The organism is Pedobacter sp. (assembly GCF_040513095.1).
Classification (GTDB): domain Bacteria; phylum Bacteroidota; class Bacteroidia; order Sphingobacteriales; family Sphingobacteriaceae; genus Pedobacter.
In genome coordinates this window covers 22520-40489 of the sequence record NZ_JBEVDX010000142.1, presented here as the reverse complement: position 1 = coordinate 40489, position 17970 = coordinate 22520, and the positions used below count along the sequence as shown (strand labels likewise).

The window sequence follows — 17970 nt, the reverse complement described above, 5'->3', positions numbered from 1 at the left end:
ACTGAAATCCAGGAGCTTGTAAAATCTAAACAATTGTCTTTCGGCATGAACTTAGGTAAATACAAACTGGAAGAAGAGTAAGCATAACAAATAACAAATTGTTAATAGTGCATAATTCCCTCTTTAATTCAGAAGAGACGGTATGCACTGAATAAAAAAAAAATGAGACACGGTAAAAAAAACAACCACTTAGGAAGAACTGACTCCCATCGTAAAGCGATGTTGGCTAACATGGCTTCATCACTGATCAAACACAAAAGGATCTCTACAACACTAGCTAAAGCAAAATCTTTACGTATGTATGTTGAGCCCCTGATCACTAAATCTAAATCAGATACTACACACTCACGTCGTATCGTATTTAGTTACTTACAGGATAAAGATTCAGTTACTGAATTGTTCCGTGACGTAGCTGCTAAAGTTGCTAACCGTCCGGGTGGTTATACAAGGATCATCAAATTAAACAACCGTTTAGGTGATAACGCTGAGATGGCTTTAATTGAACTTGTAGATTACAACGAAGTTTATGGTGTAGATACTGAAGCTGCTGAGAAGAAAACTACCCGTCGTGGCAGAACTAAAGCTAAAAAATCTGATGCTCCTGCTGCAACTACTGAGGCTGCTGCTGAAGAAGCACCAGTTGCTGAAGAAACTCCAGCGACAGAAGAAGCAACTCCAGAAGCTCCGGCTGCTGAAGAAGCGAAAGAAGATAAAGGAGAATAATTTTAAATCCTCCAATATAAAGATGCCTTTCTGTAATACGGAAAGGCATTTTTTTATGCATAAATTGTAAGCTTAATCATGATATCATGTCAGATCCCGGAAAATTAGAAGAGTTCAAAAGCCTGGTAACGGAAAGCATTTCCGCAGATACCTTCATTAAGGTCACGCTGGGAAATTACAGCGGTACTGAACATGAACTGAAGAACATCTATGTGCGTAAAGTTCTAATCAAAAGAGCACAGCGCATGGCTTTTACGTACAGGTATAAAACAAAGGATATTGCCAAGAACTATTCCTATGAGGATGCAATCTCCCTGATGTTCGCCTATCTGGAGAATGGTTTCAGAAATTGTACCTGCTTTACCTCTGCCAATGATATTGTTTTTTTAAATCACCAACAGAAAGGTTATACATTAAATATCAACAAGCCGAGTCTTGCAGGCCAGTTATCGGTTAGCCATGATAAAGAGAAGGCGCGGTTAATCGCGTCTGTTGAGAAGCCTTACCTTAGCGCCCTGCGTATTACAGATAAAGATGGGGTCGTTTTTAAAAATGCACAGGACAAGTATAAACAGATTAACCAGTACGTTGCGTTACTGGGCCCGCTGATCAGGGACCTTCCTGAGGGCAGGTTAAAAAAGGTAGTAGACATGGGTTCGGGAAAGGGTTATCTCACCTTTGCACTTTATGATTACCTGGTCAATGTGCTTAAGCAGGAAGTAGCTGTAACTGGCGTGGAGTACCGTCAGGATTTGGTAGACCTTTGTAACAACATAGCTGTAGAGTCTGGCTTCACAGGATTGAGTTTTGTTCAGGGTACAATTGAGGATTATCAGGATCAGGATATCGATCTGCTGATTGCGCTGCATGCTTGCGACACGGCGACTGATGATGCGATCGCTAAAGGTATTAATGCAGGTGCAGAACTGATTGTTGTTGCTCCATGCTGCCACAAACAGGTCCGCAGGGAAATTGAAAAAGGGAAGGCCGGCAATGAACTCGATTTTATCACCAGGTACGGGATTTTCCTGGAACGGCAGGCGGTAATGGTAACAGATGGCATCCGCGCACTTATACTGGAATACTTTGGGTACAAGACAAAAGTCTTTGAATTTATATCAGAGGCCAATACTCCGAAAAATGTTTTAATCACAGGATCAAAAGTAAAAGGGGCGGTTGCTGATCAACACGAAATTTCGGAAAAAATACGACAAACGAAGAGTTATTTTGGCATTGGTTATCACCACCTGGAAAGACTGCTTAGTCTTTAACAGGTTTATTGCCAAAGCGAAAGCGTAATTCTGACAACCTGTCAGAATTGTAAATGGTTTTTATTACATTTTAACATAATTTTTAAAATACTGCGCTGTTTACCTGCCAAATGTCAATTGGCACATTGCTTGTTAAACAGAATTAGAAAAATAGAATTCATCACATAAACAAAGATAAATAGCATGTCAAAAATTATTGGTATAGACTTAGGAACAACAAACTCTTGCGTAGCCGTAATGGAAGGTAACGAACCTGTAGTTATAGCCAACAGTGAGGGTAAACGTACAACGCCATCCATTGTTGCATTTGCAGAGAATGGTGAGCGTAAAGTAGGTGATTCTGCAAAACGCCAGGCGATCACTAACCCAACAAAAACAATTTATTCGATTAAGCGCTTTATGGGCAGCAGCTTTGCTGAGGTTGCTAAAGAAGCTGGCCGCGTTCCTTACAACGTGGTTAAAGGAGATAACAACACGCCAAGGGTTGAAATCGACGACCGTAAATACACTCCACAGGAAATTTCTGCAATGATCTTGCAAAAAATGAAAAAAACTGCGGAAGACTTTTTGGGTCATGAGGTTACTGAAGCAGTTATTACTGTTCCTGCCTATTTCAATGACGCACAACGTCAGGCTACTAAAGAAGCCGGTGAAATCGCTGGTTTAAATGTTAAACGTATAATCAACGAGCCTACTGCAGCTGCATTGGCTTACGGTCTTGATAAGGCACACAAAGACATGAAAATTGTTGTGTTTGACTGCGGTGGTGGTACACATGACGTTTCAGTACTTGAGTTAGGTGACGGTGTATTTGAAGTAAAATCTACTGACGGTGATACTCACTTGGGTGGTGATGACTTTGACCACATTATCATTGACTGGTTAGCTGCTGAATTTAAAAACGAAAATGGTATGGACCTTGCACAAGATCCTATGGCATTACAACGTTTGAAAGAAGCTGCTGAGAAAGCTAAAATTGAATTGTCTAGCACAACTTCTACAGAAATCAACTTACCATATATTACAGCTGATGCTAGCGGCCCGAAACACTTGGTTAGAACTTTAAGCCGTGCTAAATTTGAGCAACTGGCTGCTGATCTGATCAAACGTACTATTGAGCCTTGTAAATCTGCATTGAAAAATGCTGGTTTAAAAACATCAGATATTGATGAGATCATCCTAGTAGGTGGTTCTACACGTATCCCTGCTATCCAGGACGCTGTTAAAGCATTCTTCGGTAAAGAACCTTCAAAGGGTGTAAATCCTGATGAGGTTGTAGCTATTGGTGCTGCAATTCAGGGTGGTGTATTGACTGGTGAGGTAAAAGACGTATTGTTATTAGATGTTACTCCTCTTTCATTAGGTATTGAGACTATGGGTGGTGTAATGACTAAACTTATCGAATCCAACACTACAATTCCATCTAAAAAAGCTGAAACTTTCTCTACAGCAGCTGATAACCAGCCTTCAGTTGAGATCCACATTTTACAAGGTGAGCGTCCAATGGCTGCTCAGAACCGTACAATTGGCCGTTTCATCCTGGATGGTATTCCACCAGCGCCACGTGGTGTTCCACAAGTAGAAGTTGCATTCGATATTGATGCAAACGGTATCCTGCATGTAAGTGCTAAAGATAAAGCTACTGGTAAAGAGCAAAAAATCCGTATTGAGGCTTCATCTGGTTTAACTGACGAAGAGATCAAAAGGATGAAAGAAGAAGCTGAAGCAAATGCTGATGCAGATAAAATTGCTAAAGAAGAAGCAGATAAAATTAACAGTGCTGATGCTTTGATCTTCTCTACTGAGAAACAATTGAAAGAGTTTGGTGAGAAAATCTCTGCTGATAAAAAAGCACCGATTGAAGCTGGTCTTGCAAAATTACAAGCTGCACACGCAGCAAGAAACTTTGCTGATATTGATGCTGCTCAGGAAGAACTTCAGGCTGCATGGAATGCTGCATCTGAAGAGATGTACAAAGCAGGTCAAGACGGCGCTCCTGAAGGAGCTGCAGGTCAGCCAGCTGGAGAATCTGCAGCGCAAGGTGGCGATAACGTTACTGATGTAGATTTTGAAGAAGTAAAAGACGAAACTAAATAAGTTTCATCGCTGATACTGAAACAAAAAGAGGGTGGTCTTATGATCACCCTCTTTTTTTATGCTTAATAATCTGGCGGGTCTCATTGAATCTCCACTATCTATTGACCTTTCTCCTTTATATCAGGTGGATTTTTGACTGTACGGTCGTGTGTCTGATATGGAAGGATCATGTGAATCGCATAACGCCTTCCTTAATTGTTCGCTGTTATTATAAGAGTTGTAAGATTTAGTATAATAGTAGTAAATTACGCTATATTATAAAATTATAATATTTTAAATAGCATTTTACTGTCAATTTGGTATTGCTAAATCCTTATTCATTGTCAAAATTAATATGTTTTTAATACTAGTGTAATAGTAAATTTACTTTACTACCGGAATAATTGGTATTTTTCGGCACTAATAACTATTATTTATGACTAAAACTCTACACAAATTCCTCTGGATTTTGCTGTTTGTGGCATCCCATGCCTATGCGCAAAATCAAACTATTACCGGGAAAATTTCCGGTAAAGACGACGGCCTTCCAATTGCCGGCGCGACGGTCTCTGTCAAAGGCACAAGGACCAGAACTCAAACAGGTGCGGATGGCAGATTTTCCATCAGCGTTCCTTCGGGCAGCGTACTTGTAGTTTCCTATATAGGATATAAAAGTGCGGAAGTTCCTGCAAGATCAGTTATCAATATTGGCTTGGATCCTGATAACAACGACCTTAATGAGGTAACTATTGTTGTTCCCTATGGTACCGCTAAAAAGGAAACATTTACAGGTTCTGCAGCTTCCCTAAGTGCAAATGATCTGGCTAAAAGGTCGGTGTCAAATCCACTTAGCGCATTGGCAGGAATCGCTCCTGGTATCCAGGTAAACCCTGCTACTGGTCAGCCAGGGGGTGCCCCTCAGATACGTGTCCGCGGTATTGGGTCAATCAGTGCTTCAAACGATCCGCTGATTATTTTAGACGGGGTGCAATATCAGGGAACATTCAATAATATCAACTCTGAAGATATTGAGAATATCACTGTATTAAAAGATGCAGCATCTACAGCCCTGTATGGTGCTAAGGCTGCAAACGGTGTGATAATGGTAACTACCAAGAAAGGCAGAAATGGTACAGGTCAGCTTAGTATCAAAGCTACTGAGGGTATTATCTCCCGTGGTATACCTGAATATTCACGCGTAGGTGCTGAACAATATTATCCATTGGAGTGGCAGGGATACCGTAACAGTCTGGTGTATGCAGCGAGCAACCCATTATCAATTGCTGATGCGAGTATTATTGCATCGGGTTTAGGTACAAGGAATGCCGCCAATCAGCAGGTACTTGGCGGCAGGACTTATCTTGATATTTCTCAAACATTAGGCTCTCTGATTCAGAACGGTATATATACACAAAGTAACAATCCTTTTAATGTACCAAGCAATCAGATTGTTGACGTTAATGGTAATATTAATCCAAATGCTTCATTAAGATATGATGATACAGATTGGCTAAAGGAAACATTGAGAACAAGTGATCGTAAGGAATATAACATAAATTACAGTGGGGGAACAGCTAAAACAGATTACTTCGCTTCTGTGGGCTATGTGAATGAGAAAGGATTTGCAAAAAAATCTGATTTCGACCGTATTACCGGGCGTGTAAGTGTGAACCATCAGGCTACTGATTGGTTCAAAACAGGTGTGAATATGTCAGGAAGTGTCGCAGAGACAAACTCTACAGCAACAGGAAGCACATCTTATGTAAACCCTTTCTTTTTCAGCCGTAATATCGGACCTGTTTACAATGTATATGCGCATAACCCTGTAACAGGAGAAAATCTGTATGATAATTTAGGTAATAAAGTATACGATAACGGTGGTTTAACAACGCTTGGAGTACCATCAAGAGCTAGTGGAGCAAGTCCGGGGCGTCATGTTTTACAGGAAATATTATTAAATGATAACTCATTTAAGCGCAATGTTTTCAGTACCCGTGCCTATGGAGAAATTACTTTCCTGAAGGATTTCAAATTTACTGTGAACGGAAGTGCAGATTATAACAACTATTATTCTTCCTCTTACCAGAATCAAATTATTGGCGATGGTGCTCCGGGTGGACGCTCGACCAGAAGTATGATCCTCACTACTTATTATAACTTAAACGAGCTGTTGAATTATTCTAAGTCTTTTGGTAAAAATAATGTAAGTGTCTTAGCAGGTCACGAAAACTATTCAAGATTAAATGATGGCCTGAACGGGTCAAGAAACACTCAGCTCCTTACCGGTAATACTGAGCTCACCAACTTTACCACAATCGCTAGTTTAGCATCTTACAAAGAAAGAGATCGTTCCGAAGGATATTTTTCTCAGTTGAATTATGACTTTGATCAGAAATATTTATTTTCTGCCTCTTTCCGTCGTGATGCATCATCGAGATTTTCTCCGGACAACCGTGTAGGTTATTTCGGTTCAGTAGGTGCAGGATGGAGAATTGACAAAGAAGATTTTATGAAGGATATTACCTGGGTGAATCAGTTGAAACTGAGAAGCAGTTATGGTAGTGTTGGTAATTATCAGGTTCTTCTTTTACCAGACCTGGTGGATCCCGCTTATTATCCAACATTGCCTTTGTATGATGTAAATAACAACGCATTGGAGCCGGGATTTTCATTGAGCACTACTACTGCAAATACTAACCTGAAATGGGAAGTGAACAAAACGGTAGATCTTGCCCTTGAATTTGGTTTATTCCAAAACAGATTGAGCGGTAGTGTAGAATTGTATAACAGGAAGTCTTCAAACTTATTGTTTGGAGTGCCGCAACCAGTATCCAGCGGATTTATCACACAGTATCAGAATGTTGGTTCAATGTACAACAAGGGACTGGAAGTTAACCTCTCAGGATCACCTGTAAGAGGCCGGGACTTTAGCTGGACAATTGATTTTAATATTACTGCAAATAAGAATAAAATAACTAAAATGTCCGCTGATCAGCCTGAAGTTATTTCAGGTACGAAAAAACTGGCTGTAGGACATTCATTGTATGACTTCTACATGCGTATTTACAAAGGTGTGGATCCAGCTGATGGTTCAGCATTGTATGTACCTGTTGATGGTGCTACCGGGACAAGTCTTCGTACAATTGATGGTGTAGTTTATACTACGACTGTTGCTAATGCTAAGTTAGATTATACAGGTGATACCGCCCTTCCAGATGTTTATGGAGCATTTAGTAACTCATTTAATTACAAGAATTTTAGTTTCTCCTTCATGCTGAACTACCAGTTAGGGGGAAAATTATATGACTCTAATTACGCAAGTTTAATGTCTATCGGATCATACGGTGGTGCGCTTCATGAAGATATGCTGAAAAGCTGGATGAAAGCAGGTGATGTTACTGATGTCCCGAGGATTGATCAAGGCAATGCAACGAACCTGTATGCTGCCTCAAGCAGATGGTTAACCAGTGCTTCTTACTTGTATTTCAGAAATGCTACAGTAAGCTATAACCTGCCAAGAGAATTCCTTTCAAAAATAACAGTTAAAAGTGCAAGTGTTTATGTAAGTGGTGAGAACCTCTTTTTAATCAGTGGCAGAAAAGGAATGGATCCTACACAGAACTTTAATGGTACTGTAACTAACGCCTATGTGCCACAAAGGATTGTAAGTTTAGGTCTGAAATTCACTTTATAAAATAGAGATCAATATGAAAAGAAAATATATATATAGTTTTTGTGCACTAATGGCTGCATCTGTAATTCTGCCATCATGCAAAAAAGATTTTTTAGATACTGCGCCAACTGATCAGGTGTCATCAGCAAGTGTATTTACAACCACTGCTAATGCTGCTGCAGCTATGAATGGTGCTTACAGGTTGATGTATACGGCTTATGCAGATCAGGGCCAGGGAGGAGAAAGCTCCGTAATGATTGATATGGATATGATGGGTGAAGATCTTGTTAATCCTACAACTGGTAACGGTTGGTTCATCAATGTATATAAATATACGGAGTCAAGAAGTGTTACGGGTGCTCAGACTTTATTTGTTTACCGTTATTATTACGGTTTAATTGCCAATGCCAATGCCATCATTGAAGGTATTGACGGCGCAACAGGCACAGACGCTGAGAAAAATGTAATCAGGGGCGAGGCACTTGCCATGCGGGCTTATGCTCACTTCAAATTGGTTCAGGTTTATGCTGAACGCTATGTTGCCGGCGGAACAAACGCCCAACTTGGTGTGCCAATTAATATCACTACCAAAGTAGAAAAACTACCGCGTGCCACTGTAAGTGCTGTGTATACCCAGATTAATAAAGATCTGGATGCAGCGATCACTAACTTAACCAATGCACCTGCGAGATTAAATAAGTCACATATCAACCTGTCCGTTGCACAAGGTATGAAAGCCAGGGTGGCCTTGGCAATGCAGGATTATCCAAGCGCCGCTACACTTGCAGCTCAAGCCAGAACTACCGCACTTTCTTCAAGTATTGCTCTGATGACAAATGCAAATTATACTGCTGGTTTTAACTTACTAACCAATCCGGAGTGGATGTGGGGCATCAGCCAGATTGCCGATCAGGGAACATTCTTTTATTCATTCTTTGCTTACATGTCGGTTAATTTTAACTCTACTAACATCCGTAGTAACCCAAAATGTATTAACTCTGCCTTGTATAACCAAATTGCAGCAACAGATATCAGAAAGAGATTATGGGATCCAACCGGAAGTGATCCTTTATTTACCATTCCACCAAGTGGTGTGAGATTTCCATATATGAACAGGAAATTTCTTGCCAATAGTTCAAGTAACAGTTATGGTGACTTAGCGTTCATGCGTTTAGGCGAAATGTATCTGATTGAAGCTGAGGCGTTGGCGCGTCAGGGAAATGATGCCGCTGCGCAAACTGCACTGTTTACCCTGGCGGTCAACCGTAATCCAAGCTATGTGAAATCTGTTAATACAGGTGCCGCTCTGATCAATGAAATCATGATACAACGACGCGCAGAACTATGGGGCGAAGGGTTCAGGTTTACAGATCTCAAACGTCTGAACCTGCCGTTGAACCGTAATGGTGCAAATCACCAGGCATCAGTAGCCACGGTATTTGACATTCCGGCTGGAGATAACCGTTTCCAATGGGTCATCCCGCAGACAGAAATAACTTCTAATAATCTGATCGTACAAAACCCTATTTAAGTGCAATCAGCATAAAAAAGGAGCCTGAATAATTCGGGCTCCTTTTTTATGTTTCTGGACAGGATATTTTCATACCACCAATGTGTTCTCCAATAAATAAAACCTTAGTTTATCCCCAAAGATTCGCAGGATAAACACCCTCGCTGATAAGCGCATCTATACTGGCCTTAACAACAGGTTTATCTTCTTTATAAGTTACACCAAACCATTTACTATCTGTAGGCACTACTTTGAAATCAGCTTTCTCTGAGTTTAACAGGGTCTCCACGATGATCGGGATGAAAAATTCTGATTTAGGGTCTTCCTGATGCGTAATGGCAAAATCTTTAAATAACTCTTCGGCAAGTTTAAATACTTCGGGCGTAAAACCCCAGAAATTCATAGATACGCGTGTATCTAAAGCCAAAGGATATTGCTTGTCGTCCTCTTCATAAACAACAGCTTCTCCGTCACGAAGTACCTTTGTTCTTTCAATGATTTCTTCCAGGTAACCATCATGACTTACTTTACATACTCCACGGGATACCGAACCGAAATCGGACAGGGTTTTGGCTATCTCATAACCGATCATTGAATAGTTACTACCTGTAACTTCTTCAGTAAGGAAACTCACCATTTTCTGAAAGGAATCCAGTCCGTAAAAATCGTCAGCATTGATCACACAGAAAGGTTCTTTTATGGCATGTCTGGCTGCCAGGATCGCATGACCTGTTCCCCAGGGTTTTGCCCTCTCTATCTCCAGATCAAGACCATATTGCTGAAGATCAAAATTCTGAAATACATAGTCTGTTTCAATTTTGCCCTTCAGTTTTGAATCGAATATAGCTTTAAAATTTTCTACAAACTCTTCTTTAATGATGAATACAACTTTCCCGAAACCAGCTTTGATGGCATCGTAAATGGAGTAGTCGATAATCGTTTCTTCGTTAGGTCCGAAGCCATCTATTTGTTTCATGCTGCCATAGCGACTTGCCATACCAGCTGCGAGAATTAATAAAGTAGGTTTCATTTTTTATTTGGTTAATCTAAGGCTCAGGCCATGTTCATGTAAACACCATAAAAAAGCGTGCCTGAATTGACAAGCACGCTTTTTTATCCTACGAAGATAGGATGTTATTTGTTGTATTTAAAATCATGGTCCTTTTTAATGTTCAGCAGGGAATGGTAGATCAGACTGATGACGTTATCTACATCTTCCTTATGGATCATTTCTACTGTAGTATGCATGTAACGCAGGGGCAGAGAGATCAATGCCGAAGGAACACCGCCATTTGAATAAGCAAAAGCATCAGTATCTGTTCCTGTAGAACGTGATGAAGCCTGGCGCTGGAACGGAATGTTATTTTTTTGCGCAGTCTCGATGAGCAGCTTATTCAGGTTTGTCTGAACAGCGGGAGCATAAGATACTACCGGGCCACGGCCGCAGGCCATATCGCCCTGGGTAATCTTATTGATCATTGGGGTAGAGGTGTCATGTGTTACGTCGGTAATGATGGCTACATCAGGTTTAATCCTATATGCAATCATTTCTGCACCCCTTAAACCGATCTCTTCCTGTACGGAATTGACAATGTATAATCCGAATGGTAATTCCTGTTTGTTCTCTTTTAACAACCGTGCCACTTCGGCAATCATGAAGCCCCCGGCACGGTTATCCAGTGCACGGCCAACGTAATAGCGGTCATTAAGCACCATAAATTCGTCCTCATAAGTTATTACACAGCCAACATGTACGCCCAATGCTTCCACTTCATCTTTGGTTGTACAGCCGCAGTCCAGGAAGATGTTCTTTAATGCGGGCGCTTCTTCTTTTTCACCTGCGCCACGGGTATGAATAGCCGGCCATCCGAAAACCGCCTTTACCATTCCTTTATCTGTATGGATATTTACTCTTTTGGAGGGAGCAATCTGGTGATCCGAACCACCGTTTCTGATTACGTAAATCAGACCATCGCTGGTGATATAGTTTACAAACCAGGAGATCTCGTCGGCATGTGCCTCGATAACTACTTTATATGCCGCTTCAGGATTGATTACGCCAACTGCTGTGCCATAGTTATCAATAAAGCTTTCATCAATATAAGGTTTGAGGTAATCCAGCCAAAGTTTCTGGCCGGGGTATTCAAATCCTGTTGGTGATGGGTTGTTGATATATTCTTCAAAAAATTGTAGTGATTTCTTATTTACGACAGATACGTGTTTCTGCTGGTCGTCTTTCTTTTTAGCCATCTTTATATATTTATGATAAACAAATATATAAAGATGGCTCTAAGCATCACAACATGTTTGCTTTATTTACAATGGAATGTTGCCGTGCTTTTTGCGTGGGTTATTGACCACCTTATTCTCGAGCATTTTAAATGCTTTTATCAGTTTGCTTCGGGTTGCTGATGGTTCGATTACTTCATCTACAAAGCCGCGTTCTGCTGCCCGGTAGGGGTTAGCAAAGATACCGGCATACATTTGTTCTTTCTCCTGCAGTTTTGCTTCGGGATCAGCTGCACTGCTAATTTCTTTTTTAAAAATGATCTCTGCTGCACCTTTGGCACCCATTACTGCAATTTCTGCCGTAGGCCAGGCATAATTCATATCTGCACCAATATGTTTTGAGTTCATTACGTCATAGGCGCCACCATAAGCTTTTCTGATGATTACGGTTATTCTGGGAACCGTGGCTTCGCTAAATGCATATAATAACTTTGCACCGTTGGTAATGATGGCATGCCATTCCTGATCTGTTCCAGGCAGAAATCCCGGAACATCTTCGAGCACGAGCAGTGGGATGTTGAAGCAGTCACAAAACCGCACAAAGCGTGCTGCTTTTACAGAAGCATTATTATCCAGTACTCCTGCCAGATAAGCTGGCTGGTTTGCAACTATGCCAATACTGCGTCCTGCAAGCCGGCCGAAACCCACCACAATATTTTCTGCATAATCCTTATGTACTTCCAGGAAGCTGTCCTCATCTGCCAGTTGTTCGATGATGCCCCGCACGTCATAAGGCTGGTTTGCATTTTCGGGAATGATCTGACTGAGCAGCGCCCTGCTTTCATCCTGGTTCAGATCATAAGTCAACTGTGCAGGTCTTTCCTCGCAATTCTGTGGCATATAACTCAGCAACCGTTTCAAATGGTTAATAGCTTCCAGTTCGTTTGGACAGGCAAAATGCGTGACACCTGATTTTGTGGCGTGTGTAAATGCACCGCCCAGTTCCTCGGAGCTTACTTCTTCGTGGGTTACGGTTTTAACTACACTTGGCCCGGTGACGAACATATAGGAGGTATGCTCTACCATCAGAATGAAATCTGTAATTGCCGGGGAGTATACGGCACCACCGGCACACGGCCCCATGATAGCCGACAGCTGGGGGATAACACCGGATGCCTGAACGTTGCGGTAAAAAATATCTGCGTAGCCGCCTAATGAAACAACGCCTTCCTGAATACGCGCACCACCGCTGTCGTTTAATCCTATTAGGGGTGCTCCGTTCTGAAGGGCCAGCTCCATGATCTTACAGATCTTTTCGGCATGGGTTTCGGAAAGTGATCCGCCGAAAACAGTAAAATCCTGCGAGAAAACGTACACCAGTCTGCCATTGATGTTTCCATAGCCTGTTACTACCCCATCACCGGGGTACTTCTCGGTTTCCATACCAAAATCGGTACTTCTGTGGGTAACAAACATCCCGATCTCTTCGAAAGTGCCTTCATCCAGCAGGAAATGTATTCTTTCGCGGGCGGTTAATTTATCCTTCCGGTGCTGGCTTTCTATCCTTACGGCACCGCCGCCCATCTGGGCCTGTTTTATTTTGTCCTGTAATAATGCGATTTTATTATCCATGGAAATACATTTGTATAAATGTATCAATTACCAGCGATATTGTAAACGCAGGGTAAATACATCATCCCTGATATCCGTACGGTATTTATCCAGTTGTGCAGCAGCATTGATTACTCTCTCATTGTAGGCCGTTAACTTCACCCTTGCATTAACCAGATAGGTAAAACCATAGCCAAAGGTGCTGAATTTGATATCTCCTGCGGTGGTATTATTTCCTGTGCCAATCTCACTTTCTCGGACCTTATTGTTGGGATCGTAAACATCATACGCGGCAAGGACATTAAATTTGGTTTTGGCGATCTGCTGTGTGAACCAGATATAATAACCTGTGAAATTTCTGAGGTAAAGGTCTGTGGCGGGCTGAGTGGTAAAACTCTGGCTGGCAACCGGGCCAGTGACAGATGTAGTAGCTGCTACTCCTGGCTGCGTACCTGTTACATATTCGGCCTTTAAGGTTGAAGTTCCGAAAGAATGGTTGTATTGAAACTGTATATTACCGCCAAAATAGTTCCTTTTTAAGTTTGCCCCTTCATTAAGAGGACTGGTATTCTTTGTAAAACCATTCCCATTATTGGTGTAATAGCTTTCTGTATCATTGCGCACAGACCCTTTATAAAAGGATGCTCCGAAGCCGATCTGCAATTTTCGGTTGGCCAGGCTGTCAAATTTAAAAGTAATGTTGCCGATGATGTCTTTTTTTGAATCATAATCCCGGGCGTATAATCCGCTTCCGTTGACGACGGCCAGATCTGCGCTGAGGAACTTAAAGGGCTGGTAGGATCCCATAGCGCCAATGTCACGCTCACGGGGCATGATGGTTTGAAATACCCTGGCCCGCTCAGGAAAATCCCTGTATCCTGAGGAATAGACAATGGAATAGCCGAATGGCCTGTTAAAAAGACCTGCCGTCAACCGCAGCTCATTATGATCCGGTTGCTGCAACTGAATAAATGCATCCATCAGGTTAATCCCGTTTTGGGTAGCATCCAGCTGGAATACGATACTGGAATATTTATCCACGCGGTCGATTTTCAGCCTGCCCCTGCGGATGATAAATCTGTTGTCAGAGTTTTCTGCAAAATCACCTCCGGAAAAAGATGATATACCATCAGACTGTGCTTTCTGAAATTGTGTCTGCAGATAACCGGTTATTTTGATGTCATGCGGGTCATAGGAGGAAGGAGCATTATTACTTTGACTAAAAGAAATTGCAGGAATGAATAATAATAGAAGAAAATATGCTTTTTTCATTGCTTTGTTTAGATTGCGAAAGTACACTTCCTGTCAGATTATTGTTACGTAAACTTGCAAATTTGTTTTTCCTGAGCCTGTTATTAAGTCATAAAAGAGAGGGTTGTAATTTTTTTTAATTATTTTTCACTATTAAAGAATTATTGATGTTACATTTATAGTAGAAATAGCCGAAAAACCGGAAAAATGCAGTTGTATTCTTATCGTCTGAGCATCTTCATCTTTTTTATGACCATTTTCGCGCTTAAAATGGTTGTTTCTGCTGTGCCTGTATTTCTTTGCCACGATAACTACAGTTATAAATCCATAGTCCTGGACCTTGAGGAGGAACATGACTCTCAGGGGGATGTAAAAGATATGCTAAAGTGTACTGACTGCAGGACCACAGATTTCCATTATGGTGATGTGTACATCCCTTCAATACAGGAAATAGGAATTAAAAACTGCTTCATCGACCATTCCAAACGGTACGTTAATCATTATTATTCTTCTGTACCCACTCCACCTCCCAATTACGCTGTCATTCAGACACTATGATCTGATCCATCGGGATCTAGGTATTATTATTGGTTTAGGAATAATTCAACAAGTTATGGAGAATAGCATTTCAGTCTATGGACTGGATATCAAAAAGTATATCCTTAAAAAGAATTTAAAACGCGATTTCCCTTCAAGTCTGGTCGTTTTTTTTGTCGCCCTTCCATTGTGCCTGGGCATTGCTTTGGCCTCCGGGGCCCCGCTTTTTTCCGGGGTACTTACTGGTGTGATCGGAGGGATCATTGTTGCGACCTTAAGTGGATCACAGTTGAGTGTAAGCGGCCCGGCAGCGGGTCTGACGGTGATCGTGCTGGGAGGTATTACACAACTCGGAGATTTCCCTGTCTTCCTGCTTGCCGTGGTCCTGGCAGGAGGTCTGCAGATTATCCTGGGCCTGATTAAGGCGGGGACGATCGGAAACTATTTTCCCTCAAGTGTCATTGAAGGTATGCTGGCCGCGATCGGGCTGATCCTGATCCTCAAACAGCTTCCTCATGCGCTGGGTATAGACAAAGATTTTCTTGATGAAAGCGTTTTCAGGAATGAAAGTGAAGGGGCATATGTGGCAATAGCAAACGCAATTACACAGTTTAACCCTGCAGCGCTTATTATCAGTGCAATTTCGATCGCTATCCTGATCTATGGTGCCAGGGGCAAAATGCCAAAGGGTATACCTGCACCGCTGATCGTAGTGGTGGCAGGAGTAGCGCTGGGACTGGCCTTTAAACAGACAGCTTTTGCCTTAAACGCAGACCAGATGGTTAAGATTCCGGTTGTGAATGGCTGGGAGGGATTTACAGCCTTGTTTATCCATCCTGATTTTACTGCTATTAACAGGAAGGATGTATGGACCGTGGCGCTGACCATTGCCATTGTAGCCAGTCTGGAGACGCTGCTCAGCCTTGAAGCGATTGATAAGATCGATCCGATAAAAAGGGTTTCTCCTACGAACCGGGAACTGCTGGCACAGGGCATTGGAAACATCTGCAGCGGCATGCTGGGAGGTTTACCCATGACTTCTGTTATTGTGCGGAGTTCTGCGAATGTAAATTCCGGTGCCCGCACAAAGATGTCGGCTATTTTCCATGGCTGCTGGTTGCTGATAGCCCTTATAGCTATCCCGGGGTTAATCAATATGATTCCCCTGTCCTGCCTCGCTGCCGTACTGCTGGTTACAGGTTATAAGCTGACCAGGATTAGCCTGTTCAAAGAAATGTATACCAAAGGCTGGGACCAGTTTGTACCATTTGTAGTTACACTGGCAGCCATATTATTTACGGATCTTTTGAAGGGTGTGGCAGTAGGAATGGCATTATCCATCTTTTACCTGCTGAGGATAAATATGCGTAACCCTTTCTTTTACAGGATACAGGAGGAGGGAGACAAAAAGAATCTCAGGATCAAACTGGCTGAAGAAGTTTCTTTTCTGAATAAAGCGGCAATACAGGTGGTCCTCAATAATATCCCAAAGGAGACCAATGTGATTATTGACGGCAATAACTCCAGGTATATCGATCCGGACGTACTCGAGACTATCTTTAACTTCCAGCACCATGCCTATACAAAAGGTATCCTGGTTAGCCTGGAAAACATTAAAAAACATTATAACGTCCCTAAGTTAACAGACAAGATTATTCAGGATATCAATAGAAAATAAAAATATGTGGGGAACAATTATTATTCGGTATAATCCAGGTCTTTGGAAAAGGTTTCCTCCATCCGGCTCAGTGCCCAGAAAGCGATTGCCATCACCAGCACGCCCACAATAACAGCTGCAGTGATGATAGAACCATCGAATACACCTCTGAGATATTGCAGTAGCAATGATATCGGAACCAATGCGCCGCGTACAAAATTAGTGGCGGTAGTTGTTACTGTTGCGCGGATATTGGTACCAAACTGTTCCGCTGCAATGGTGATGAACATGGTCCAGTAGCCGGCAGTAAAACCGAGAAAAAGACAAACGCCGTAAAATGCAGGCAGGGTCAGATTGTGCAAAATAAAAAATGTACTTATTGCGGCAATACCTATGAAGAGGTAGATGTACACCACTTTGATCCTGCTTTTTAAATACTGACTGAATAAGGCGCTGAATACATCACTGATTACTGAAGATCCATAACAACAGGCGACAGCCACCCCGGCATTGACTGTCCCCTTTACGCCAAGCGCTTTTCCAAATTCAGGCGAAAGGGTAATTAATATTCCGGCAATATACCAGATGGGCAGTCCGATTACAATACACCTCAGGTACTTAAACAGTATTTTTTTATGCTTAAACAGCATCAAAAAGTTACCCCTCGCCACGTTTTCTTTTTTTGCGAGGTTAAAAATGATTGACTCAGAGACTCCAATTCTCAATATCAATAAGGTAAGGCCCAAACCACCGCCAACAAAGAAAGAGGTTCTCCAATCGAAAATATTAGCAGTATAAAAGGCCGCGACTGCGCCAATGGTACCTATTCCCGCCACCAGACTGGTTGCGTATCCGCGTTTTTCTTTGGGCATCAGTTCTGCCACCAGGGTAATCCCCGCACCGAGTTCGCCAGCGAGGCCAAAGCCTGCAATAAAACGCCAAAAGGCATAACTTTCCACAGTATGTACAAACCCGTTTGCAATGTTGGCTATTGAATACAGGCAGATAGATCCGAAGAGTACCGTCAAGCGCCCTTTTTTGTCGCCCACAATACCCCAGAAAAGACCACCGGCCATCAGGCCTGTCATTTGTATGTTCAGTAAAAAGATGCCAGATGAGGTTACCTGCTGAGGATTTAGCCCTAATGATTTTAGACTGGGTACACGCACAATGCTAAAGAGCAGCAAATCGTAAATGTCTACAAAGTAACCCAGCGAAGCTACGATAATAGCAGCGACAGGAATATGAGCTTTGATGCCAGCCAGACGGCCCCGCTGGCTAAGATTTGATTTGAGTTCCATCGCGGTTTCAGGATATAGGAAGACTGTTCAATCCATAAATGACTGAGCAGCCTTTGTGGTTAAATTATCCTGCAAAGTTGCGGTAAAATGCCTTGATCTGAAATCCCCAGAAATGGGGATGAACCAGGAGG

General features: G+C 42.1%; 12 protein-coding genes. 7 read left to right on the top strand and 5 right to left on the bottom strand.

Translation table 11 applies throughout. The features are described from left to right. Positions 1-162: 162 nt before the first annotated feature. The 5 genes from rplQ to ABWY16_RS15950 all read left to right on the top strand — a co-directional run bounded on the left by rplQ (position 163) and on the right by ABWY16_RS15950 (position 9274). On the top strand, positions 163-723 hold the full coding sequence (gene rplQ, locus ABWY16_RS15970; RefSeq protein WP_353905651.1) for a 50S ribosomal protein L17: 561 nt from the start codon (positions 163-165) through the stop codon (positions 721-723). Positions 724-809: 86 nt separating this feature from the next. After that, positions 810-1994 (top strand): class I SAM-dependent methyltransferase, encoded by a 1185-nt coding sequence (locus ABWY16_RS15965; protein ID WP_353905650.1) that lies wholly within the window; start codon positions 810-812, stop codon positions 1992-1994. Between the two features lie 183 nt (positions 1995-2177). Further along, on the top strand, positions 2178-4091 hold the full coding sequence (dnaK, locus tag ABWY16_RS15960; RefSeq protein WP_353905649.1) for a molecular chaperone DnaK: 1914 nt from the start codon (positions 2178-2180) through the stop codon (positions 4089-4091). A gap of 415 nt (positions 4092-4506) precedes the next feature. Further along, positions 4507-7764 (top strand): SusC/RagA family TonB-linked outer membrane protein, encoded by a 3258-nt coding sequence (locus ABWY16_RS15955; RefSeq protein ID WP_353905648.1) that lies wholly within the window; start codon positions 4507-4509, stop codon positions 7762-7764. 13 nt (positions 7765-7777) lie between these two features. Next, positions 7778-9274 carry a RagB/SusD family nutrient uptake outer membrane protein gene (locus ABWY16_RS15950; protein ID WP_353905647.1) on the top strand — a complete coding sequence of 499 codons (1497 nt, stop codon included), beginning with the start codon at positions 7778-7780 and terminating at the stop codon, positions 9272-9274. A gap of 109 nt (positions 9275-9383) precedes the next feature. On the opposite strand, the gene ABWY16_RS15945 is transcribed toward ABWY16_RS15950, so the two are convergent. The 4 genes from ABWY16_RS15945 to ABWY16_RS15930 all read right to left on the bottom strand — a co-directional run bounded on the left by ABWY16_RS15945 (position 9384) and on the right by ABWY16_RS15930 (position 14365). After that, positions 9384-10283 carry a nucleotidyltransferase family protein gene (locus ABWY16_RS15945; protein ID WP_353905646.1) on the bottom strand — a complete coding sequence of 300 codons (900 nt, stop codon included), beginning with the start codon at positions 10281-10283 and terminating at the stop codon, positions 9384-9386. A 104-nt stretch (positions 10284-10387) separates the two neighbouring features. Beyond that, positions 10388-11503 carry a M42 family metallopeptidase gene (locus ABWY16_RS15940; protein ID WP_353905645.1) on the bottom strand — a complete coding sequence of 372 codons (1116 nt, stop codon included), beginning with the start codon at positions 11501-11503 and terminating at the stop codon, positions 10388-10390. A 66-nt stretch (positions 11504-11569) separates the two neighbouring features. Then, positions 11570-13114, bottom strand: a complete 1545-nt coding sequence (locus ABWY16_RS15935; RefSeq protein ID WP_353905644.1) for an acyl-CoA carboxylase subunit beta — start codon at positions 13112-13114, stop codon at positions 11570-11572. A gap of 27 nt (positions 13115-13141) precedes the next feature. Further along, the gene (locus ABWY16_RS15930) at positions 13142-14365 is read right to left on the bottom strand and encodes a putative porin (protein WP_353905643.1); all 1224 of its coding nucleotides are present in this window, start codon (positions 14363-14365) and stop codon (positions 13142-13144) included. A gap of 186 nt (positions 14366-14551) precedes the next feature. Here ABWY16_RS15930 and ABWY16_RS15925 point away from each other — a divergent pair, with 186 nt between their 5' ends. Then, on the top strand, positions 14552-14902 hold the full coding sequence (locus ABWY16_RS15925; protein ID WP_353905642.1) for a hypothetical protein: 351 nt from the start codon (positions 14552-14554) through the stop codon (positions 14900-14902). 55 nt (positions 14903-14957) lie between these two features. Beyond that, positions 14958-16559 (top strand): SulP family inorganic anion transporter, encoded by a 1602-nt coding sequence (locus tag ABWY16_RS15920; RefSeq protein ID WP_353905641.1) that lies wholly within the window; start codon positions 14958-14960, stop codon positions 16557-16559. 20 nt (positions 16560-16579) lie between these two features. Here the strand turns inward: ABWY16_RS15920 and ABWY16_RS15915 are convergent, their stop codons facing one another. Then, positions 16580-17839, bottom strand: coding sequence for an MFS transporter (locus ABWY16_RS15915; protein WP_353905640.1), 1260 nt, complete (start codon positions 17837-17839; stop codon positions 16580-16582). Positions 17840-17970 lie beyond the last annotated feature (131 nt).